This is a genomic window from Gracilibacillus saliphilus (genome assembly GCF_010994085.1).
GTDB lineage: Bacteria > Bacillota > Bacilli > Bacillales > Amphibacillaceae > Gracilibacillus > Gracilibacillus lacisalsi.
In genome coordinates this window covers 1-21,307 of the sequence record NZ_WJEB01000030.1, presented here as the reverse complement: position 1 = coordinate 21,307, position 21,307 = coordinate 1, and the positions used below count along the sequence as shown (strand labels likewise).

General features: G+C 37.9%; 23 protein-coding genes and 2 other annotated features. All 23 genes read right to left on the bottom strand.

Features of this window, described 5'->3' with window-relative positions; genetic code table 11:
• Positions 1 to 48: 48 nt before the first annotated feature.
• The 23 genes from rplJ to GHT08_RS16500 all read right to left on the bottom strand — a co-directional run bounded on the left by rplJ (position 49) and on the right by GHT08_RS16500 (position 21,066).
• A complete protein-coding gene (gene rplJ, locus GHT08_RS16610; protein ID WP_163582589.1) occupies positions 49 to 549 on the bottom strand; it encodes a 50S ribosomal protein L10 in 501 nt (166 codons plus the stop codon).
• 35 nt (positions 550 to 584) lie between these two features.
• Positions 585 to 743 (bottom strand) — a sequence feature (ribosomal protein L10 leader region).
• A gap of 64 nt (positions 744 to 807) precedes the next feature.
• On the bottom strand, positions 808 to 1,503 hold the full coding sequence (gene rplA, locus GHT08_RS16605) for a 50S ribosomal protein L1 (protein WP_163582588.1): 696 nt from the start codon (positions 1,501 to 1,503) through the stop codon (positions 808 to 810).
• A 171-nt stretch (positions 1,504 to 1,674) separates the two neighbouring features.
• Positions 1,675 to 2,100 carry a 50S ribosomal protein L11 gene (gene rplK / locus GHT08_RS16600; RefSeq protein WP_018934198.1) on the bottom strand — a complete coding sequence of 142 codons (426 nt, stop codon included), beginning with the start codon at positions 2,098 to 2,100 and terminating at the stop codon, positions 1,675 to 1,677.
• A gap of 168 nt (positions 2,101 to 2,268) precedes the next feature.
• Positions 2,269 to 2,805: a transcription termination/antitermination protein NusG gene (gene nusG, locus GHT08_RS16595; protein WP_018934197.1), complete on the bottom strand. Its 537-nt coding sequence runs from the start codon at positions 2,803 to 2,805 to the stop codon at positions 2,269 to 2,271.
• Between the two features lie 136 nt (positions 2,806 to 2,941).
• Positions 2,942 to 3,121: a preprotein translocase subunit SecE gene (secE, locus tag GHT08_RS16590; protein WP_018934196.1), complete on the bottom strand. Its 180-nt coding sequence runs from the start codon at positions 3,119 to 3,121 to the stop codon at positions 2,942 to 2,944.
• A gap of 40 nt (positions 3,122 to 3,161) precedes the next feature.
• Complete coding sequence (rpmG, locus tag GHT08_RS16585; RefSeq protein WP_083939084.1) at positions 3,162 to 3,308, bottom strand: 50S ribosomal protein L33; 147 nt, start codon at positions 3,306 to 3,308, stop codon at positions 3,162 to 3,164.
• A gap of 85 nt (positions 3,309 to 3,393) precedes the next feature.
• Positions 3,394 to 4,038: an RNA polymerase sporulation sigma factor SigH gene (gene sigH / locus GHT08_RS16580; protein ID WP_018934195.1), complete on the bottom strand. Its 645-nt coding sequence runs from the start codon at positions 4,036 to 4,038 to the stop codon at positions 3,394 to 3,396.
• Between the two features lie 106 nt (positions 4,039 to 4,144).
• Positions 4,145 to 4,654, bottom strand: coding sequence for an NYN domain-containing protein (locus GHT08_RS16575; RefSeq protein WP_163582587.1), 510 nt, complete (start codon positions 4,652 to 4,654; stop codon positions 4,145 to 4,147).
• Positions 4,654 to 5,400, bottom strand: coding sequence for a 23S rRNA (guanosine(2251)-2'-O)-methyltransferase RlmB (gene rlmB / locus GHT08_RS16570; protein WP_163582586.1), 747 nt, complete (start codon positions 5,398 to 5,400; stop codon positions 4,654 to 4,656). The genes GHT08_RS16575 and rlmB overlap by 1 nt, the downstream gene beginning before the upstream one ends.
• Positions 5,397 to 5,807 (bottom strand): Mini-ribonuclease 3, encoded by a 411-nt coding sequence (locus GHT08_RS16565; protein WP_163582585.1) that lies wholly within the window; start codon positions 5,805 to 5,807, stop codon positions 5,397 to 5,399. The genes rlmB and GHT08_RS16565 overlap by 4 nt, the downstream gene beginning before the upstream one ends.
• On the bottom strand, positions 5,807 to 7,207 hold the full coding sequence (cysS, locus tag GHT08_RS16560; RefSeq protein ID WP_163582584.1) for a cysteine--tRNA ligase: 1,401 nt from the start codon (positions 7,205 to 7,207) through the stop codon (positions 5,807 to 5,809). The genes GHT08_RS16565 and cysS overlap by 1 nt, the downstream gene beginning before the upstream one ends.
• Positions 7,197 to 7,856 carry a serine O-acetyltransferase gene (gene cysE / locus GHT08_RS16555; RefSeq protein ID WP_018934190.1) on the bottom strand — a complete coding sequence of 220 codons (660 nt, stop codon included), beginning with the start codon at positions 7,854 to 7,856 and terminating at the stop codon, positions 7,197 to 7,199. Before cysE ends, cysS begins: the two co-directional genes overlap by 11 nt.
• 88 nt (positions 7,857 to 7,944) lie before the next feature.
• Positions 7,945 to 8,158: a binding site (T-box leader), on the bottom strand.
• A 38-nt stretch (positions 8,159 to 8,196) separates the two neighbouring features.
• Positions 8,197 to 9,663, bottom strand: coding sequence for a glutamate--tRNA ligase (gene gltX, locus GHT08_RS16550; RefSeq protein ID WP_163582583.1), 1,467 nt, complete (start codon positions 9,661 to 9,663; stop codon positions 8,197 to 8,199).
• Between the two features lie 82 nt (positions 9,664 to 9,745).
• Positions 9,746 to 10,222 (bottom strand): 2-C-methyl-D-erythritol 2,4-cyclodiphosphate synthase, encoded by a 477-nt coding sequence (gene ispF, locus GHT08_RS16545; RefSeq protein ID WP_163582582.1) that lies wholly within the window; start codon positions 10,220 to 10,222, stop codon positions 9,746 to 9,748.
• 11 nt (positions 10,223 to 10,233) lie between these two features.
• Positions 10,234 to 10,917, bottom strand: coding sequence for a 2-C-methyl-D-erythritol 4-phosphate cytidylyltransferase (gene ispD / locus GHT08_RS16540; RefSeq protein ID WP_163582581.1), 684 nt, complete (start codon positions 10,915 to 10,917; stop codon positions 10,234 to 10,236).
• A gap of 615 nt (positions 10,918 to 11,532) precedes the next feature.
• Complete coding sequence (locus GHT08_RS16535; RefSeq protein WP_163582580.1) at positions 11,533 to 12,636, bottom strand: PIN/TRAM domain-containing protein; 1,104 nt, start codon at positions 12,634 to 12,636, stop codon at positions 11,533 to 11,535.
• A gap of 122 nt (positions 12,637 to 12,758) precedes the next feature.
• Positions 12,759 to 14,129: a DNA repair protein RadA gene (gene radA, locus GHT08_RS16530; protein ID WP_163582579.1), complete on the bottom strand. Its 1,371-nt coding sequence runs from the start codon at positions 14,127 to 14,129 to the stop codon at positions 12,759 to 12,761.
• Between the two features lie 304 nt (positions 14,130 to 14,433).
• On the bottom strand, positions 14,434 to 16,860 hold the full coding sequence (gene clpC / locus GHT08_RS16525; protein ID WP_163582578.1) for an ATP-dependent protease ATP-binding subunit ClpC: 2,427 nt from the start codon (positions 16,858 to 16,860) through the stop codon (positions 14,434 to 14,436).
• 1 nt (position 16,861) lies between these two features.
• Complete coding sequence (locus GHT08_RS16520) at positions 16,862 to 17,938, bottom strand: protein-arginine kinase McsB (protein ID WP_163582577.1); 1,077 nt, start codon at positions 17,936 to 17,938, stop codon at positions 16,862 to 16,864.
• Complete coding sequence (locus GHT08_RS16515; protein WP_163582576.1) at positions 17,935 to 18,477, bottom strand: protein-arginine kinase activator protein McsA; 543 nt, start codon at positions 18,475 to 18,477, stop codon at positions 17,935 to 17,937. Before GHT08_RS16515 ends, GHT08_RS16520 begins: the two co-directional genes overlap by 4 nt.
• Positions 18,478 to 18,489: 12 nt before the next feature.
• Positions 18,490 to 18,954 carry a CtsR family transcriptional regulator gene (locus GHT08_RS16510; RefSeq protein WP_163582575.1) on the bottom strand — a complete coding sequence of 155 codons (465 nt, stop codon included), beginning with the start codon at positions 18,952 to 18,954 and terminating at the stop codon, positions 18,490 to 18,492.
• A gap of 123 nt (positions 18,955 to 19,077) precedes the next feature.
• Positions 19,078 to 19,773 carry an MgtC/SapB family protein gene (locus GHT08_RS16505; protein WP_163582574.1) on the bottom strand — a complete coding sequence of 232 codons (696 nt, stop codon included), beginning with the start codon at positions 19,771 to 19,773 and terminating at the stop codon, positions 19,078 to 19,080.
• Positions 19,774 to 19,884: 111 nt separating this feature from the next.
• The gene (locus GHT08_RS16500; RefSeq protein ID WP_163582573.1) at positions 19,885 to 21,066 is read right to left on the bottom strand and encodes a GNAT family N-acetyltransferase; all 1,182 of its coding nucleotides are present in this window, start codon (positions 21,064 to 21,066) and stop codon (positions 19,885 to 19,887) included.
• Positions 21,067 to 21,307: the final 241 nt, after the last annotated feature.

The following is a 21,307-nucleotide window of genomic DNA, read 5'->3' as shown; positions in this document are numbered from 1 at the left end:
ATTTTATTTTATATTCACGAACATATTTTGTCTTCTGATAAGAAACTCTTACGCACCTTGTTCTTCTTTTTGCTCTGCAACAGCTTTTGTTGCATATGCAAAGTTTCGTACTGGTGCTTGTAGTACGCTGAGTAGCATAGAAAGCATTCCTTCGTAATTTGGAAGATCTGCAAGTTCTTTGATCTGCTCAAGTGATGCTACAGATCCTTCGACCACGCCACCTTTAATTTCTAATGCTTCATGCTCTTTCGCAAAGTTATTTAAAACTTTAGCCGGAGCCACAACATCATCTTTACTGAACGCGATAGCAGTAGGACCTACTAAAACATCATTTAAGTCAGTAAGTTCAGCTTCTTCTGCCGCACGACGAGTCATTGTGTTTTTGTACACTTTGAATTCCACGCCAACTTCACGTAGTTGTGAACGTAATTCCGTAACCTCTGCTACATCAAGACCTCTGTAGTCTACAAGGATCGTTGATTGGCTGTCACGAAGTTTTTCTGCAATTTCAGAAACAACTTGTTTCTTTTGTTCAATCACCTTTGACATGATTCCACCTCCTAGAACGCGATCATTATACCGCCCGTATAAAACGAAAACCTCCATATCTTTGTAGACATGGAGGTTTATGACTGTACACAGGATCCCTTACAAAAAGGATTTCTGCCATTTATTCAGACACACCTCGGTAGGAAATTAAGCTTAACAGCACCTACTGTCTACGGTATAATGTTATTCATTTATTTTTAAAGTAGTCAACTTGACCCTTAAGAATTATATAAAACCTTTAAGCAAAAGTCAAGTAAATTATTTAGCGAAATTTGATGAATCTACTTTAACGCCAGGTCCCATTGTAGATGAAACGGCTACGTTACGAATATACGTACCTTTGGCAGCTTGTGGTTTTGCTTTTACAACTGTATCTGCTAATGCATTAAAGTTGTCAACAAGCTTGTCAAGATCAAATGATACTTTACCAATTGGTACATGAATATTTGATTGTTTATCTACACGGTACTCTACTTTACCTGCTTTGATTTCATTAACAGCTTTTTCTACTTCGAAAGTAACTGTTCCTGTTTTAGGGTTTGGCATAAGACCTTTTGGTCCTAATACACGACCTAGCTTACCTACTTCTGCCATCATATCAGGAGTTGCTACAACAACATCAAACTCGAACCAACCTTGGTTGATTTTGTTGATTAATTCTTGATCTCCTACATAATCAGCGCCAGCAGCTTCTGCTTCTTTCGCTTTATCCCCTTTTGCGAATACAAGAACTGTTTGTGTTTTACCTGTTCCGTGTGGAAGCACCATTGCTCCACGGATTTGTTGGTCTGCTTTCTTAGGATCCACCCCAAGACGGAATGCAGCTTCAACTGTTTCGTCAAAATTTGCTGTAGAAGCTTTTTGTACTAATTCCAATGCTTCTTTTGCTTCGTACGTTTTTGTACGGTCAACAAGTTTTAATGCTTCTTGTTGCTTTTTTGTTTTCTTTGCCATTTTTAATTTCCTCCTTCTGTGGTTTTAACGGTTATACCTCCCACTTACTTAAGCGGAAAAGTTAGATTCGAACGCGACATCCGTTGCTAACTAAACCTCAAAGATAAAGGTTGCGGTTGATGAAGCATTCTCCACTACCGCAACCTTCCGCTTTTGTACAACGCTGTGAGATTAGTCTTCGATAACGATACCCATACTACGTGCAGTACCTTCGACCATACGCATTGCAGCTTCAACATCAGCAGCATTTAAGTCTGGCATTTTTAATTCTGCGATTTCTTTAACCTTATCGCGGTTTAGTGTTGCCACTTTGTTACGATTTGGTTCACCTGACGCAGTTTCAATACCAGCTGCTTTTTTAAGCAATACTGCTGCTGGTGGAGTTTTCGTAATAAATGTAAATGAACGGTCTTCATATACCGTGATTTCTACTGGAATAATCATACCAGCTTGATCTTGGGTTTGAGCGTTAAACTCTTTACAGAATCCCATGATGTTAATACCTGCTTGACCTAAAGCTGGCCCAACTGGTGGTGCGGGATTTGCTTTTCCTGCTGGAATTTGTAGCTTTACAACTGAATCTACTTTTTTAGCCACGAGACACACCTCCTTAAGTCCGTGATGTGGTAATAGGGCTTTTGCCCTCCCACTCGATTACATATGCGAAAAATAACCTTATACTCGAGGCATAAAGAACATAAGAATTTTAGCATTATATAAGCAAAAATGCAAGTGGTTTTCCTATATTTTTATATTTGAAGTTCCTTATGATAACTTCTTAACTTGTGAAAAGTCCAATTCAACCGGTGTCTCTCTTCCAAACATATTAACATGAACTTTTACTTTTTGTTTATCTAAATCTATATTTTCAATAGAACCAGAAAAACCGTTAAATGGACCATCTATTACTTCTACCGTTTCTTTCATTTCAAAGTCTACTTCTGTAACAGGCTCATCATAACCCATACGCTTCAAGATAGTTTCCACTTCTTCTTCCAGCAGTGGCGTCGGTTTGGATCCCGAACCTGCAGATCCTACGAAACCTGTAACACCAGGTGTATTACGCACTACATACCAAGAGTCATCTGTCATGACCATTTCCGCTAACACATATCCTGGGAATACTTTCTTTTTAGCTACTTTCTTTTTTCCGTTCTTGATTTCTGTTTCCTCATCTTCTGGGACTAATACACGGAAAATCTTATCTTCCATCCCCATAGATTCTAATCGTTTTTCTAGATTGGTTTTTACTTTGTTTTCATAACCTGAATAAGTATGCACGACATACCATCTTTTTTCCATAATATTGAGGGCCTCGCTCGCCCTTCCCTCCCTTAATTGAACTTCTCCTTCAGTCGATTTCTTTGCATTTAAAAAACCCGCCAAACGGGTTCTTTTCTTACATATTTAATTACAGTATAACATATATTATAGCGAATTATTCAAATAACAAATTAAGAAGTTGTGTAATACCTAAGTCAATAAGTGCAAAAAAAACTGTTACAAAAGCAACGGTTAATACTACTGTAATCGTATAACGAGTTAATTCACGACCTCTTGGCCATGAAACTTTCTTCATTTCCCGATTGACGTTCTTTAAAAAAGTAACTGGTTTCACAGAAGGTACCTCCAAACTGTCTTCTAACTACCGTCATGATCTACTTTGTTTCGCGATGAATGGTATGTCGATTGCATCTCTTACAAAATTTCTTTATTTCAATCCGGTCAGAAATCGATGGATTCTTTTCCGTACTATAATTTCTACTATGACAAACCTCGCACGCTAATGCTATCTTTTTACCCAAATTTCCCACCTCTTATATGGGTTTTTACACTTATTATAATGTAGCATGGTTAAAGATTACTGTCAACGACAACTAGTAGAATAGTTTAAGATATGTGTATACCGCTTGCTTCTAGATATTTTTCTAGCTTCCTTTTGACACGTTGCAAAGCATTATCAATAGATTTAGCATGGCGATTTAATTCAGAAGAAATCTCTTGATAAGATTTCCCTTCAAGGTAGAGTAATAACACTTCACGCTCTAACTTACTTAGCAATTCTGCTAACTTATTTTCCATATCACCATAACGTTCTCTATTCACTAGCAATTCTTGTGGATCCATTGCAATAGTCGCTTCTAAAACATCTAACAATGTCCGCTCAGATTCATCGTTATAGATCGGTTTATCCAAAGATACATAAGAGTTCAATGGCATATGTTTTTGCCTTGTAGCTGTTTTAATAGCGGTAATAATTTGTCTGGTAATACATAATTCTGCAAAAGCTTTAAAGGAAGAAAGCTTGTCCTCTTGAAAATCACGAATCGCTTTATAAAGACCGATCATACCCTCTTGTGCAATATCTTCGTGATCAGCTCCTACGAGAAAATACGTCTTGGCTTTCGCTCGAACGAATGATTTATATCGTTGAATTAAAAATTCGAGCGCTTGTGTGTCTCCGTCCTGCACTAGCAATACTAATTCATTGTCGTCTAAATGCTGAAAGTCAGTATCTCTATTTTCTACTCGCATGATAGTTATTGGGACTCCTCCCGGCTCAATGCCAAAAATTAGGTATTGCAGACCATAATAGCAACATTATACAGGAAGCGCTTTATTTACGTCAACTGCTCTTCTGTTATTTATTACCACGGCGCCATTTCTCAAACACTTGCAACACAGTGTCGTCCAACGGAATTTTACTCTTTATTTTATTTTGTTGATGTTCTTCTATATCTACCTCAATCTCCTTTTGAATATTTCTTAATTCGATATCCAGTTCCCTCGCAGAGATTCGAAATGCCCCCTGCGCAAAAATCGTACGCTGTTCTGTATAATCAGAAGTCGCTACAAAAACCTTTGTCCGTACATTCTTAAACTCTTTGACAAGGCGCTCAATACATTGGTCAGCTGTTTCATTCTCTTTCGTGAAGATAACCTCTACTTTATATTGCTGGTGTCTATTCTCCAGCCCTCTCACTTCATAGGCATCAAAAACAACGATTACTTTTCTTTTACGGTATGCTTGGTATTCCGCCATTTTGTCGATCAATAGTAATCTGGCTTGCTCTAAGTCCTTATCCTTTAACACTTTTAATTCTTCCCAGGCACCAATCATGTTGTATCCATCTACTAAGAGTACATCCATTAGGACTCACCATGTTTGTCTCTTTTTCGGAACACTTCATACATTAATAGGCTTGCCGCAACAGAGGCGTTTAATGATGAAACCGACCCTATCATTGGTAAACTAACTGTCCAATCACAATTTTTCTTCACTAAACGGCTAATTCCTTTTCCTTCGTTGCCGATCACAAGAGCAATAGGGAGTTGACCATCTAGTTCACGATAATCCTCTGTCGCTTCTGCTCCCGTACCAACAATCCACACATTTCGCGATTTTAATTCCTCTATTGTCTGTGCGATATTGGTTACTCTCACAACTGGAATATGTTCAATCGCTCCAACCGATGTCTTGGCAACCGTAGCAGTTAATCCTACAGCTCTCCGTTTCGGAATAATTACACCATGGACACCTGTTGCATCAGCACTACGAAGAATGGAACCTAAATTATGTGGATCTTCTATTTCGTCTAAAATTAAAAAGAATGGCGCTTCACTCCTTTTTTCTGCTACTTCGAACAACTGATCTAGTGATGCATAGTCATAAGCGGCCACCAGCGCGGCAATACCTTGATGATTCCCTTCAACCATTTGATCCAGTTTCTTTTTTGGTACACGTTGAACAGGGGCATTTTTTGCCTTTGCTAATCCTTGCAACTTATTTGCTAAGGAAGCATTTAGATTTTCAGTCAGATATAATTTTTGGATAGAACGTTCATATTCCAATGCTTCGATTACAGTATTCTTGCCAATGATCCATTCTCCGCTCATTCTTGACCATCTCCTTTCTCTGTAATGGCTATCGCCTGTTTGATTAGTAACTCTAGCCGTTCATGCTGCTGGTCCAAATATAGGAACCCGATTAACGCCTCAAAAGCTGTACTGTAGCGATAAGCTTGTACGCTTGTATTCTTGGGGACGGATCCAGATTTGGCATTTCGTCCCCTTTTTACTACAGCCAATTCTTCTGTTGTAAGCTGATTGGTTTCGATCCAATGATGTACTACTTTTGCTTGGGAAGTTGCTTTTACAAATCGGACAGCATGTTGATGTAATTGTTGTACTTTGACAGTGCCCATACAAATTAAATATTCCCTCACATATTTCTCGTAAATAACATCTCCCATATAAGCGAGGGCTAGACTTTTCATTTCTCTTGGCTGCTGCTTTGTCATCATTAACCTCGTTTCCACCTTGTGCCTTGTGGTGTATCCTCTAGAATGATATTACGTTCTTTTAAATCATCTCGAATTTTATCTGCTAGTTGAAAATCTTTGTTTTTTCTTGCTTCGATTCTTTGTTCTATTAATGCTTCTATTTCTTCATCGAGCAATTCTTCTTCTTGATTCTGTGGAATACCTAACACTTCTAACCAAGCTGTAAGTGTATCGATAAATGTATCGATGACGGCGACATGTGTATGATCTGACTTCAGATATACATTGGCTTCTTTAACAAGATCAAAGATTACCGCTATTGCATTCGCGGTGTTAAAATCATCATCCATTTCTTGTTCAAATAGTTGTTGCAGTGCGTTTATTTTATCCAACCATTGTTGATTATCATCAGCTAAATTCACACTTGATTCTTTGCGGTGCTCCAGATTTGTTAACGCATTTTCAATACGATCATAGCTGTTTTTCGCACTTTCTAATAATGCATCACTAAAATTGATCGGGTTACGATAGTGGACACTTAACATAAAGAAACGCAATACTTTTGGGTCATGCTTTTGAATGAGATCATGAGCTAACACAAAGTTTCCGAGTGATTTCGACATTTTTTCATTATCGATATTAATATACCCATTGTGCATCCAATAATTTGCGAATGATGTCCCATTTGCTGCTTCAGATTGGGCAATTTCGTTTTCATGATGCGGGAATGTTAAATCTTGGCCACCAGCATGGATATCAATCGTATCCCCGAGATACTTTTTCGCCATTGCTGAGCATTCGATATGCCAGCCGGGACGACCTTTACCCCACGGAGAGTCCCACGCTATTTCTCCATCTTTTGTTTGTTTCCATAAAGCGAAATCTATTGGGTCTTGTTTTTTCTCGCCTACTTGAATACGCGCCCCCGACCTTAATTCATCAATTGATTGGTGAGATAGCTTACCATAATGGTCAAATGACCTTGTTTTAAAATAGACATCCCCATCCGCTTCATACGCATGCCCTTTGTCGATTAAGGTAGAAATAAAGCTAATAATATCATCCATTGTTTCGGTTACTCGTGGGTGATGAACAGCTTCCTTTACCCCCAATACACCAACATCTTCTTTATATGCTTGAATAAAACGTTCGGCAATCGTTGGTACTTCCTCTCCCAATTCCTTAGCAGCGTTGATTAGCTTATCATCGACATCTGTGAAGTTGAGAACGTAGTCTACTTGATAACCTTTATATTCAAAATATCTCCTCACGGTATCGAAAACAATCGCTGGACGTGCATTTCCGATATGAATGTAGTTATACACGGTAGGACCACACACATACATTTTGACACGATTCGGTTCTATTGGTTCAAATTTCTCTTTTTTCCGTGTTAGTGTGTTGTATATATTAATGGTCATCTTGATTCGCTCCTTTTAAGTCTTCTAGCTCTTTCTTTAATCGGTTTATCTCATCATCCATTCCCTTCAACACTTCACTAATAGGGTCTGGGAGTTTATGGTGATCTAAATCCTTACGTACTTTCTCTCCGTTTTGTATGACGATTCTTCCTGGTATCCCGACAACAGTTGAATGATCCGGAACATCTTTTAACACAACAGAACCAGCACCTACTTTAGAACTTTCTCCGATTGTAATCGAGCCTAATACTTTTGCTCCTGTTGCAACCAGTGCATTATCTTTAAGCGTTGGGTGTCGTTTTCCTTTTTCTTTCCCCGTACCACCTAATGTGACACCTTGGTATATGGTTACATTATCTCCGATTTCACATGTTTCACCAATTACTACGCCCATTCCATGATCAATGAAGAAACGTTTGCCGATTTTCGCACCTGGATGAATTTCGATACCAGTAAAAAAGCGGCTGATTTGTGAAATAACTCTAGCAATGAAAAAGAATTTTTTTCGATAGAAGGCGTGTGCAATACGGTGTGCCCATATCGCATGTAAACCGGAATATGTTAAGCAAACTTCAAAATAGGTTCTTGCTGCCGGGTCTTGATCAAAAACAACTTCGATGTCTTCTTTGAGTAATTTGAAGAAACCCACGGATCATTATCCCCCCTATTGTGTATATATGATTGCTTCTAGCTCAGTTCTTTTTTTCTAACTAAAAAAGCGTCTCTGGGTTTAATACCTCAGAGACGCTATTGGCGCGGTTCCACTCTGTTTAGGGGAAGATTCTCCCCTCCACTTCGACCGATAACGGCGGTATACCGTCCTTCCATACTTGATTCAGGAAGAAACTCTGAGGTGCATTTCAAAGAAACGTGCTTTAACCATTCTCAGCCTGTGATGGTTTTCTCTGTACAAGCGGGGTTTCTTTTACTTCTCCTCGTCAACGTACCTTATTACTTACTATTATAGTGATTTTACTAAATTTTGCTACTTATTTGATTAATTCTAACACATTTTTCACTCTTGTTCTGATAATATCTTCGCCTAAAAGATAAATCGCATTCGGTAATTCTGGGCCATGCACTTGTCCAGTAGTTGCGACACGAATCGGCATAAATAGTTTTTTACCTTTTTGTTTGGTAGCTTTTTGGGTTGCCTTAATACTTGCTTTAATTGCTTCTGGTGACAATTCTTCTATATTGCTGAACTGCTCTAGGAAGCCTTGCAACACTTCTGGTACTTGTTCTTCTCTTAATACAGCCATTGCCTCTTCACTATAGTTAATCTCTGTTTGGAAGAAAAGATCTGTTAACTCAACAATTTCAGCACCATAAGATAATTGCTCATGATATAAGCTGATTAAGTCCACTGCCCATTCTTTTTGCTTTTCGTTCATGTCAGCTGGCAGTTTACCTGCTTCGATTAAGTGTGGCAAGCTTAATTCCACCACTTCGTCTAAAGAAGCCTGTTTAATATATTGATTATTCATCCATTTTAATTTTGCCGGGTCAAAGATTGCTGGAGATGTTGACAAGCGTTCTGGATCAAATATTTTAATAAATTCTTCTTGTGTAAACAATTCCTCTTCGCCAACTGGTGACCAGCCAAGTAAGGTAATAAAGTTGAACAACGCCTCTGGTAAGTAACCGAGATTTTTATATTGTTCAATGAATTGCAAGATGTGCTCGTCACGTTTACTTAACTTTTTGCGATTTTCATTTAAAATTAATGTCATATGACCATATTGAGGTGCATCCCAACCAAATGCTTCAAATATCATCATTTGTTTCGGCGTGTTGGAAATATGCTCTTCCCCACGTAATACATGGCTTATTTTCATATGATGATCATCGATAGCAACAGCAAAGTTGTATGTTGGAATCCCATTTTTCTTTACAATAACCCAGTCTCCAAAGTCACTAGATTCAAAGGTAATATTCCCACGTACAATATCATTAAATGTATAGGTTTTATTCTGTGGTACACGGAAACGAATACTAGGCTTACGACCTTCCGCTTCGAATTGCTTTATTTGATCTTCAGTTAAGTCGCGATGTGCTCCAGAATACTTCGGCACTTGCCCATTAGCACGCTGTTCTTCACGTTCCGCTTCCAATTCTTCTTCTGTCATATAACACTTGTAAGCTAAACCGCGTTCTAACAACTCATCGACATATTTCTGATAGATATCTAAACGTTCTGTTTGACGGTAAGGTCCATATTCACCACCAATATCTGCACCTTCATCCCATTCTAAACCGAGCCACTTCAAATAGCGTAGTTGGCTTTCTTCGCCACCTTCCACATTACGTTTGTCGTCCGTATCTTCTGTACGAATAATGAATGATCCACCTAAATGTTTGGCATATAAATAATTAAAAAGTGCTGTTCTTGCGTTTCCAATATGCAAATGCCCTGTTGGACTTGGTGCATAACGTACGCGTACTTCGTTTCCCATGATTATTGTCCCTCCATCATTTGTTAACGGTCTTTTTCACCTGTTCTTATTTTACCATTATTTTCGACATAATGTTACGTTTTTATTTCTTCATCAGAAGGACAACAGCTTGTGCAGCTATCCCTTCTTTTCTCCCGGTAAAACCGAGTTTTTCTGAAGTTGTCGCTTTAACATTAACTTGTTCTTTATCAGATCGCAATAGACGAGCGATATTATCTTGGATTGGCTTAATATATGGTGCAAGCTTAGGAGCTTGTGCTATAACTGTACAGTCGAGATTACCAAGCTTATAACCTTTTTCCTCTACAAGTTCCCATACTTCTTGTAGTAACTTTTGTGAATCAGCATCTTTAAATGCGGGGTCTGTATCGGGAAAATGCTTCCCTATATCCCCTTCACCAATTGCACCTAGACACGCATCTGCAATCGTATGTAATAACACATCTGCATCAGAGTGTCCTAACAAACCATGTTCATTCGGTATATCAATACCTCCGATAATACAAGGCCTGCCTTCAACTAACTGGTGTACATCAAAACCTTGTCCGATACGAAACATTATTTTTCCTCCTATCGCTCTAAGATTATTTCTGCTCGCACAATATCCTCTTGGGTAGTTAATTTAACATTTTGATAAGTGCCATGAACAATATCTACTGGTTTTCCCAATGCCTCGACGAGCGACACATCATCTGTGCCAAGATATTTTGATGCTATTGCTTGCTCATGGGCTTTTTTAATTAGTGGGTAGTTAAAAGCCTGTGGTGTTTGTGCAGCCCATAAGGTTGAACGATCCAATGTTTCTATTTTGTCCCCATTTTTTCGTTTTATTGTATCGGTAACAGGAACGGCAAGCAATGCTGCTTTTTTCTCCTTTGCGGCTTGAGCAAGCTCATGTAATTGTGACTCCTCCACAAAAGGTCTTGCTCCGTCGTGAATCATGACAATCATATCCTGTTGTTCTTCACTGATGGCGAGCAACCCTTGATAGCCGCTCTCTTGTCGTTCTTTACCACCATGCACAAAAGTGATTTGGTCCTGCCATTGATAAGAAACTATTAACTCTTCCATTTGCTCTTGCTCATTTGGATTGATGACTAAGTAAATGTTTTGGCACCAACTGTCCTGTATAAAGTTTTTTAAGGTATGTATAATTAAAGGCTCATTTAATAGTTCGATAAATTGTTTGTTTTTGCCTGCATTCATGCGTTTACCTTGTCCTGCCGCTAACACGATCACATTATATTTTACCATGCGGCCACCCCAATCTCTAATTAACTAGCTTATCATTCTCTCCCAATCTCGTTCTAAACATCTTTTATTATTTTTCCTCTATTGATTGTAACATCTCCATAGAACAGAATGAATCGGATTTTATTTACCCATTCTATATAGTTCCCACTCTGATTAATGATGAGTGCTCAAATACGCTTCGGCAGAATACTGCGCTTTCCGTGGGCTCGGCTTCAGCTACATCTAGTGTTCTGAACTAGGAATTAGAAAGAATTACTGGAATATATACGCTTGCTTCCCTCTCTTTTTTCCAGAACACTATTCGAAGCTGCGGAAAAATGCGACACTCCTGGGGAACAGCGCGAGCCGAAGATCCACTTTGCAAAGTGATTTTCTTTGCAAAGTTAGCTGAGGCCGTGCCCCCGGAAAGGGAGTGTTTTTCCGCAGCGACGATTATGCACTCATCAAAATTCAGTACGGAGGAGAACATATCCTTGCTCACGTTACTGGGCAGTTTATGAATTATCTGTGGGTTTGTATTCATTTTGCAAGTATCCGAAGGTGAATTATAAACTAACAAAAAGTGATAACAATCATGTTATCACTTTTGTCTATCCTTTATAAGTTATACCTTTTTTAGAGTGCTTTTTCAAGCAATTTTGGTTTGGCAAAGATCATTCGGCCTGCTGATGTTTGTAACACACTTGTAATCACGACTTCGATGTTCTGTCCGATATAGTTCTTACCTTCTTCTACGACAATCATCGTACCATCATCTAAGTAAGCAACACCTTGGTTCTGTTCTTTCCCGTCCTTAATAACCTGTACCGCTAGTTCTTCACCTGGTAACACAATCGGTTTAACGGCATTTGCTAGGTCATTAATATTTAAAACAGGCACCTTCTGAAACTCACAAACTTTATTTAAATTAAAGTCATTCGTTACGACAATTCCATTCATCACTTTTGCAAGCTTAACTAATTTACTGTCGACTTCTTGGATTTCCTCGAAATCACCTTCATAAATTTCCACATTAATAGGTAAATCCTTCTGGATGCGATTTAGTATATCCAAGCCTCTGCGACCTCTATTACGTTTTAATGCATCTGATGAATCCGCGATATGCTGTAATTCTTCTAAAACAAATTGAGGAATAATAATGGTTCCCTCTAAAAAGTTTGTTTGGCATATATCCGCAATTCGTCCATCAATGATTACACTCGTATCTAATATTTTTGGCTTTGGCAATTCAGGATGAGATTCTTCAGTTGTCAAAACTTTTTTCTTTTCCTTTTTTGGTAAAGTAAATAAATTTAAAAATTCATCTCTTCTTCTAAACCCTACTTGGAATCCAAAATAGGCAAGTAATACACTTAAAAAGATCGGTACCACCTGTGAAACAACTCGGATATCAATCGATTGAATCGGGTCGTTTAAGAAATACGCAATAATCAAACCAATGATAATACCTAAACTACCAAATAATAAATCCGACACCGGAGCTTTCATTAATAGCTCTTCAATCCAAGCAAAGAATCTCATAATGTAATCAGAAATCCATAAAGAAAGAATAAATAAAATAATTGCTCCTAATACTAACCCCACATAGGGTCCTATATAATGAGACGTTAACCATGTACCTTCAGCAAACCCTATTAACTCCAATAATCTTGGAATATATAAATATCCAGCGGTACCACCTGCAATAATAAAAAATAGTTGCACAAATCGTCTTAGCACCACAGTCACCTCCTATAGACTAGTCTCTCCTATTACTAAAATTTTAAACATTTTTTTAGTACTTTTTAGAAAGAATAACTCTTTCTTAGAGAGCACACTTTGAAACCATACCCCTAAAACTTTCAATCTCCTAATGCTACTTTAATTGCCTCTTGCACAGAATTTACCCCTATGATTTCAATAGACGCCGGGACTGTCCAACCATCCATGTTCTTAGCAGGAATGATAGCTCTTTTAAACCCTAATTTAGCGGCTTCTTGTACACGTTGTTCAATGCGCGATACTCTTCTGACTTCTCCCGTAAGTCCAACTTCACCTACCAATACATCATCTGTATGTGGAGCTCGATCTCTAAAACTAGATGCAATACTAATCGCCACCGCTAAGTCAATGGCAGGTTCATCTAATTTCACTCCGCCTGCTACCTTCACATATGCATCTTGATTTTGCAACATTAAACCTACTCTTTTTTCTAATACAGCCATTAATAATGGAACACGATTATGATCAATTCCTGTCGCCATTCTCCGTGGGTTACCAAAGCTGGTAGGAGAAATTAGTGCCTGAATCTCCACTAACACTGGTCTTGTTCCTTCCATCGATGCGACAATAGTGGAACCAGCGACACCTTGTGATCGTTCTTCTAAAAAAATTTCAGATGGGTTTAATACTTCTGTTAACCCTTCTTCTTTCATTTCAAATATGCCCATTTCGTTTGTGCTACCAAATCGGTTTTTGACTCCCCGTAAGATTCGGAAAGTATGGTGTCTTTCCCCTTCAAAATACAATACAGCATCTACCATATGCTCAAGCAATCTGGGTCCGGCTATCGATCCTTCTTTCGTCACATGCCCAACAATAAAAATAGGTATATGATTATGCTTCGCAAGGCGCATTAGTTCACTTGTACACTCGCGAACTTGTGAAACACTACCCGGAGCACTTGTTACTTCTTCTTTATAAATAGTTTGAATCGAATCAATCACAACAAAACCTGGTTTCAGTTGATCAATTTGATTTGCAATATCTACTAGATTTGTTTCAGAAAGTACGTATAGTTTTTCAGATGAAATATCTAACCTGTCTGCTCTTAGTTTTGTCTGTCTTGCTGATTCTTCTCCAGAAATGTATAACACGTCTAAATCACGCTGTGACAATTGGCTGGAAACTTGCAATAATAACGTAGATTTCCCGATACCAGGATCCCCACCAATTAGCACTAGCGAACCAGGTACGATCCCACCACCAAGCACTCGGTTTAACTCTTGCATTTTCGTTTTAATTCTTGGTTCTTCTTGTGTTTGAATACTCGATATTTTTTCTGGTTTGTGTGTTGTACCTGAGCCTGTTGCCCAATTACCTCTTGCTGTTTTGGTAGCTTCCACTTCTTCTACCAACGTATTCCATTCATGACATCCAGGACATTTTCCCATCCATTTTGGTGATTCATAACCACAAGATTGACAAACAAATTTAGATTTTCGCTTAGCCAAAAGTATCGCTCCCTTTCATTATATACGAAAAGACCCCCTTATAAGTTACAGAGATCTATCAATTTAGTTAAAGATGTATGTAAAAAGTGTAAAAAAGGATAATCTTTAAACTCTGCCTTCTTGCACATAAATGCATTGTACTTTATACACTATTCTAAATACAAACCATTATGGGCAAACCGCTCAGTCCTTATGACTAAAAGCTAAAGATTTATCATCTCTCTAGCATCCATTATAAAGGTGATCGAAGGGGAATGATCCTTATTGAAAAAATCGGAAGGGAACCCCTTCCGATTTTTAAGATTTATACGACTTTGAATTCACCTGATTCATCAATGTCAATGGTTACTTTTTGACCTTTTTTAATGGTTTCTTTTAACAACTCTTCTGATAGTAAATCTTCCACGTTCTTTTGAATGGATCTGCGCAATGGTCTTGCACCATATTCAGGATCAAATCCTTCATTTGCAATTTTTTCAATTGCCTTATCTGATAATACAAAGTCTATTTCCTGTTCAGTTAAACGTTTCTGTAATTCTTTTACCATTAGCTCTACAATATGTTTCATGTGTTTCTTCTCTAATGAGTGGAAAACAATCGTTTCATCTATACGATTTAAGAATTCTGGACGGAAGGCTTTCTTCAATTCCGCAGTTACCTTAGAACGCATATCTTTATAATCTTGTTCCTCATCACCAAGGCTAAAGCCTACATACTTATTACGTTTTAATTCATTTGCCCCAACATTGGATGTCATAATTAACACTGTATTTCGAAAGTCCACCGTACGTCCTTTAGAATCGGTTAAGCGGCCATCTTCTAATACCTGAAGTAAGATATTAAATACTTCTGGATGTGCTTTCTCTACCTCATCTAATAGTACTACAGAGTATGGTTTTCTTCTTACTTTTTCGGTTAACTGTCCACCTTCTTCATAACCAACATATCCTGGAGGTGAACCTACAAGTCGTGATGTTGCATGTTTCTCCATGTACTCTGACATATCAATACGAATCATTGCGTCTTCATCACCAAACATAGATTCAGCTAATGCACGTGCCAGCTCTGTTTTACCGACACCAGTTGGTCCTAAGAAAATAAACGATCCGATTGGGCGCTTTGGATCTTTTAAGCCTGATCTAGCACGACGAATTGCCTTGGAAACAGATTTTACTGCTTCTTCTTGGCCAATTAATCGATCATGCAAGATTTCTTCCATGTTTAATAACCTTTCACTCTCATCCTTAGTAAGTGCCGATACCGGTACCCCAGTCCATGTCGATACAACACTAGCAATATCTTCTACACTTACTTCTGAATTCTCCTGTCCTTGTTTTTCTTTCCATTTCGCTTCCGTCTCTTCTAATTCTTTTCTTAATTGTTGTTCGTCATCACGTAACGCTGCAGCTTTTTCAAACTCTTGACTTTGAACTGCGGCGTCTTTTTCTTTACGTACTTCTTCTAAATTCTGTTCTAATTCTTTCAAGTTAGGAGGTGTGGTATAAGAACGTAATCTTACCTTAGAGCCTGCCTCATCAATTAAATCAATAGCCTTATCTGGCAAGAATCGATCCGTAATATAACGATCCGAAAGCTTTGCTGCCGCTTCAATTGCCTCATCTGTAATCGTCACTCGATGGTGTGCTTCATAACGATCTCTTAAACCTTGTAAAATTTGGATGGATTCTTCAACAGATGGCTCATCAACTTGAATTGGCTGAAAACGTCGTTCTAATGCCGCATCTTTTTCGATATACTTGCGGTACTCATCCAATGTGGTTGCACCAATACATTGCAATTCTCCTCGAGCTAATGATGGTTTTAAGATATTGGATGCATCAATAGCACCTTCTGCACCACCTGCACCAATTAGTGTGTGCAATTCGTCAATAAAAAGAATCACATTACTTGCCTGACGTATTTCTTCCATCACTTTTTTCAAGCGATCTTCAAATTCACCGCGATATTTAGTACCTGCTACTACCGTTCCCATATCAAGTGTCATAACTCGCTTATCACGAAGGATCTCTGGCACGTCATTTTGAACAATTTGTTGTGCCAAGCCTTCCGCTACTGCTGTTTTACCAACACCTGGCTCACCAATCAAGACAGGGTTGTTTTTTGTACGACGACTTAATACTTGGATAACGCGTTCGATTTCTTTCTCACGACCGATCACAGGGTCGATGTTCCCTTCTTTGGCAATCGAGGTTAAATCACGGGCAAGCGAATCCAATGTTGGGGTGCTCGCACTATTACTTGAGCTGTTACGACCATTTTGAGAACCACCAGATTCTGAGCTCCCTAAAAGTTGTAACACTTGTTGACGTGCCTTATTAAGACTAACACCCAAGTTATTTAGTACACGAGCAGCTACCCCTTCACCTTCTCGAATCAACCCTAACAAGATATGTTCTGTGCCTACATAAGAATGACCCAATTTACGTGCTTCATCCATCGATAACTCAATGACTTTCTTTGCTCGTGGGGTATAGTGAATCGTTTGGGATACTTCACTGCCTTTACCGATTAAAGATTCGACTTCATCTCTGATTTTATCTGCGCCAAGACCAATCGCTTGAAGTGCTTTGGCCGCAATACCTTCTCCCTCACTTACAAGTCCTAATAAAATATGTTCAGTGCCAATATTATTATGGCCTAATCGTACCGCTTCTTCTTGTGATAATGCCAAAACTTTTTGCGCTCTTTCTGTAAATCGTCCAAACATCATTTTAATATTCCTCCTTTTGCTCCAATGTAAAGCGTTCCCGAATTAAGGACGCTCGAAAAACATCGCGTTCATTCGGTGTCAGCATTTTTTTCGCATATTGTTGTAAGAATGCCGGTTGTGTCAAGACAACTAATTCGTTCAGAATAGATTTAGAGATGTGATGGATGAATCCTAAATCAATACCTAGTCGGACATCAGATAAGCATTTTGCTGTTTCTTTTGATTCGATAATCCGACTATGCTGCAATATGCCATAGGAACGAAATACTCGATCCTCTAATTCCAGTTCTGATTGCTCCATCAGTAATTTCCGAGCATGTCGTTCATGCTCAATTAATTTATCGACAACACCTTTCAAATCTTCGATAATATCCTCTTCAGACCGTCCTAATGTTACCTGATTGGAAATTTGAAAAATATTACCTAAAGCTTCACTGCCTTCACCATAAATACCACGAACTACTAGACCTAATTGATTGATAGCAGGGATCATCCGGTTGATTTTACGCGTAATCGCAAGTGCTGGTAAATGCATCATCACAGATGCTCTTAACCCCGTACCCACATTCGTAGGGCAGCTTGTAAGGTATCCTCTATTTTCATCAAAGGCATAATCTATTTTTTCTTCTAACCAGTCATCTAATTGAAACGCCTGTTCCAAAGCTTTTTCTAATTGAAAACCTGGAAAATATAATTGAGCTCTAATATGGTCCTCTTCATTAACCATGATCGATACTTGTTCATTTTTAGAAATAAGTGCAGCACCTTGCTTCGACTTATCAGCTAAATGTGGACTTATTAAATGTTTTTCCACTAATACTTGCTTTTCTACCTGCTTTAACTCAGCCATTTTGACAAATTCTAAATCTTTATATTGTAAATAAGAGCGGTGATTAAATTCCTTTTCCATAAAATAAAGAATATTCTCCATATGCTTTTCATCCGCAATTAATGGGAAAGGGGACTGCTCAAAATTTCGCGCTAAACGAACACGACTGCTCATGACAATATCACTGTCAGGACCGTCCTCTTTTAACCATGGACTAATCGCTTCATTGATAAATTGCTCTAAACTCACGAATCATCACGCTCCTCGTGGTGATTTAGATTCTTCTCTAATGACCTTATTTCATCGCGAATTTTAGCTGCTTCTTCAAAAGCTTCCTCTGCAATTGCTTGCTGTAATTTCACTTTTAAATCTCGCAACTTTTTACGTTGATAAATATCGGACCCTACGCGTTTTGGTACTTTCCCCTCATGGGCAGTATTACCACTATGCACTTTTCGAAAGAGCGGATTTAAATGTTCAGAGAATGTATGATAGCAAGATGCACACCCAAACTTCCCAATTCTAGCAAACTGTTGATACGTCATGCCACACTTCTCACATTGTAATTCTTTACCTGCTGTTTTATGTGACTGATGATTTATTGCATTAGGTTTGGGGTTGAACAGTCCTGATAAAAGGTGGTGTAGTGAATAGGCATCTTCTTCTTGTGACACATAACCCTTTTCTTTTGCGCATTGCTGACAAACATGAATTTCTGTTTTCTCACCGTTTATCACTTGTGCGAAATGAACGGTTGCCGGATTTTGTTTACACTCTTGGCATTCCATACCGTACACCTCCTAAAATTGATATTTTAAGGCATTAAGCATTGCTGATAAAATTCTGGCACGAATCTCATCCCGAATTGGCAATTGAAATGAGAGGGTATTACGATCAATCGCACCAACCATTAATTTTGCTTCCCGTTCGGTAATTAATTCTTCTTCCAAGAGACGCTCTAATATATTGACCGCCTTTTGCTGTGATATCTTAGGTTGGATCATTTCAATAATCTCGTCTATTAATTTTGCTTTATCTTCATTGGTAATGCGACTAATGCGGATATAGCCCCCACCACCACGTTTACTTTCTACTAAGTACCCTTTTTCCAAAGTAAACCGCGTGTTGATGACATAATTAATTTGAGAAGGTACACATTCAAAGCGATCAGCAATTTCACTTCGCTTTATCTCAATGATTTTATGCTGGTTACTGTGCATGATCTCTTTCAAATATTCTTCAATAATATCTGAAATATTACGCATTTTCCCTCCTCCAATCTGACTTTGACTATATTTGACTATATATATTTATTATACTGTAAGTTGGTCTTATTGAAAACTATTTGGTCTTCATTATTATAACCTTTCTTGCTGTCTCTCAAACCCTTATGAACGAAAACGGATTTTAATCTTTTTTACTTCTTCCTGCTCTAATAACCATTCATACAAATTTTCACGTTTTTTCTGATGAATGGCGTCAATATACATTTTAATTTTTGTTGTATCGGTACTTTCATTAGAAATATCAAATTCACGTATTTCAATCGGAAATGATTGTACACGGTTAAGGAATGTTGAAGTATTTTTTCCCTTAGAAAGCTTCACTTCGAAGACAATATGATGACTCTTACGGTGTAGCCTTTTTTCAAATTTATTCAAGACAACTAAACTAATTAGAATGATCAATGTTGTCACTAAAGCCTCTTTATACATACCAATACCAACAATCAACCCTAGACCGGCAACTGCCCAAATAGATGCAGCTGTTGTCAGACCTCTAATCGTACCTCCATGGACAATAATTGTACCTGCCCCTAGAAATCCAATACCACTAATGACATAGGAAGGAATACGAGCTGGATCAAATTGAATGTTCTGGTAATTTTCAATAAAGTGTTGAAAGCCATTAACAGATAAAAGCATCATCAAGCAGGAACTGACTCCTACTAATATATGTGTTCGAAAGCCAGCAGAATGTTTATTTACTTCCCGCTCAAAACCAATCAATCCTGATAAAAAAAGCGATATCATCAGCTTTGTAACAGACTCTACAAACTCCGCATCAAATAGTTGATCCCACATAAAAAGCCCCCCTTTACATTTATATATACTTATAAATCTTGATACCAACCATATACCCTGTATTTATAAAACAACACAGAAATGTACTGAGGGACAGAAAACCGACCTATCTTAGAAGAAATCAGGAAAGTATGTATGACTGGTTGGAATGATTTCCTCCAACTGTCCAATAGCTTTTTGATCACCATCCAACAGTTCTAATCGTGATAATTCATAAGGGCGTTTATAACCAAGAAAAATCTGTGCCATTTGCTGTATGTTCATTGTTACCGTTGGTAAGGAATCTTGATTATCTACTTGATCAATTTTCATCTCATCATGATCATTCATGGATAACTGATATACCCCTGTATTCTCCTGAAGAAATTCATCTTCTATATGAATAGCAAAAGTAGAAAAATAATCTGATTTCTTGTATGGAAATTGTCTAAGAAATGCTCCTGCATCGACAATACGAGACATGAAATAAGGTGTTACCCTCTGTTCAAATCTAGGCTCTTCAACTAAAAGCATAATTCCATCGTTAGTTGGTAAACTAACAACTATGTCGTCCACCATGGAATCATGATCATGCATATATTGTAACAGTAGCTTCTGGCCATTTATGGTTGAAAATGCAATATCTTTAACTGTAAAAATATTATCTTTTACATTGTATACTATATATCCTTCTGGTGTATGATCATCATGATATGCAATCGCTATAAAGTCATCTTTGTTAAGAATCCGATGTTTCCACCAATGTTGATCTCTGGCTAATGGACCTGTAAACGCACTCGCATATTCTGTATATATATTTTCTAACATTGATATTGTCTGATCATTATTATTACCTCTTTTTACAAATCCAATCCCATCCCAACGTTTCTTTAAGCTTCGAATTGGTATTTTACAATCTGCTTTGTCAAAGGTTATTTCCCAGCCATATTTTCGATAAAATGGTACAGAAAATGGATGTAGATAGGAGATTATTTGCCCTTTCGTTTTCATTTCCTGTAACGCTCTCTTAAGCAGTTGTTTCACTTTTCCGCCTCTGCGATATTCAGGCCATGATGCAACTGAAGCAACACCTCCCATTTTCATTATTTCACCTTGAATACATACTTTTAAGGGAACAACATGAACCTTCGCAGCCAATTGTTCATTTTCCAACCATCCCCATACAGTATGATTGCTCATTTGTTCTTTCTTCGCTGCTATTTCTTCTTCTGACAATCTATATTGAAAGGCATATTGTGATAAATCCATTATGTCTCCATAGTACGTTTCATTGAGTTTCGATATATGGTTCATTTACATTACTCCTTTTTTGGTTTTGTTCTATTATATATATTATGTCCTGTCACAAAAATAAATAAATTTTAACAAACTTTTGTCTTCTAACCTGAAGTGTGTAAATATTCTCCTGTTTAAATCTAAAGAGCACTTCCGTGATATGGAAGGGATCGTTACGTATCTTCAAGAAGAATCTTAGATATCTCCTTTCAATTATATTTTAGCATACAAAAAAACTCCCTAGTCCCTATGACTAAGA

Bases quoted from the DNA above. Each gene is read 5' to 3' on its own strand.
- ispF (WP_163582582.1), bottom strand. From the start codon at position 10,222: ATGTTTCGTATCGGACAAGGTTTTGATGTACACCAGTTAGTTGAAGGC.
- sigH (WP_018934195.1), bottom strand. From the start codon at position 4,038: ATGCGAGTAGAAAATAGAGATACTGACTTTCAGCATTTAGACGACAAT.
- cysS (WP_163582584.1), bottom strand. From the start codon at position 7,207: ATGACCATTAATATATACAACACACTAACACGGAAAAAAGAGAAATTT.
- rlmB (WP_163582586.1), bottom strand. From the start codon at position 5,400: ATGAGCGGAGAATGGATCATTGGCAAGAATACTGTAATCGAAGCATTG.
- clpC (WP_163582578.1), bottom strand. From the start codon at position 16,860: ATGATGTTTGGACGATTTACAGAAAGAGCGCAAAAAGTTTTGGCATTA.
- gltX (WP_163582583.1), bottom strand. From the start codon at position 9,663: ATGGGAAACGAAGTACGCGTACGTTATGCACCAAGTCCAACAGGGCAT.
- GHT08_RS16510 (WP_163582575.1), bottom strand. From the start codon at position 18,954: ATGCGTAATATTTCAGATATTATTGAAGAATATTTGAAAGAGATCATG.
- ispD (WP_163582581.1), bottom strand. From the start codon at position 10,917: ATGGTAAAATATAATGTGATCGTGTTAGCGGCAGGACAAGGTAAACGC.
- nusG (WP_018934197.1), bottom strand. From the start codon at position 2,805: ATGGAAAAAAGATGGTATGTCGTGCATACTTATTCAGGTTATGAAAAC.
- GHT08_RS16565 (WP_163582585.1), bottom strand. From the start codon at position 5,807: ATGATGACAAAGCAGCAGCCAAGAGAAATGAAAAGTCTAGCCCTCGCT.
- GHT08_RS16505 (WP_163582574.1), bottom strand. From the start codon at position 19,773: ATGTGGGATCAACTATTTGATGCGGAGTTTGTAGAGTCTGTTACAAAG.
- rplA (WP_163582588.1), bottom strand. From the start codon at position 1,503: ATGGCAAAGAAAACAAAAAAGCAACAAGAAGCATTAAAACTTGTTGAC.
- rplJ (WP_163582589.1), bottom strand. From the start codon at position 549: ATGTCAAAGGTGATTGAACAAAAGAAACAAGTTGTTTCTGAAATTGCA.
- GHT08_RS16515 (WP_163582576.1), bottom strand. From the start codon at position 18,477: ATGGAATGCCAAGAGTGTAAACAAAATCCGGCAACCGTTCATTTCGCA.
- GHT08_RS16575 (WP_163582587.1), bottom strand. From the start codon at position 4,654: ATGGATGTACTCTTAGTAGATGGATACAACATGATTGGTGCCTGGGAA.
- GHT08_RS16500 (WP_163582573.1), bottom strand. From the start codon at position 21,066: ATGAACCATATATCGAAACTCAATGAAACGTACTATGGAGACATAATG.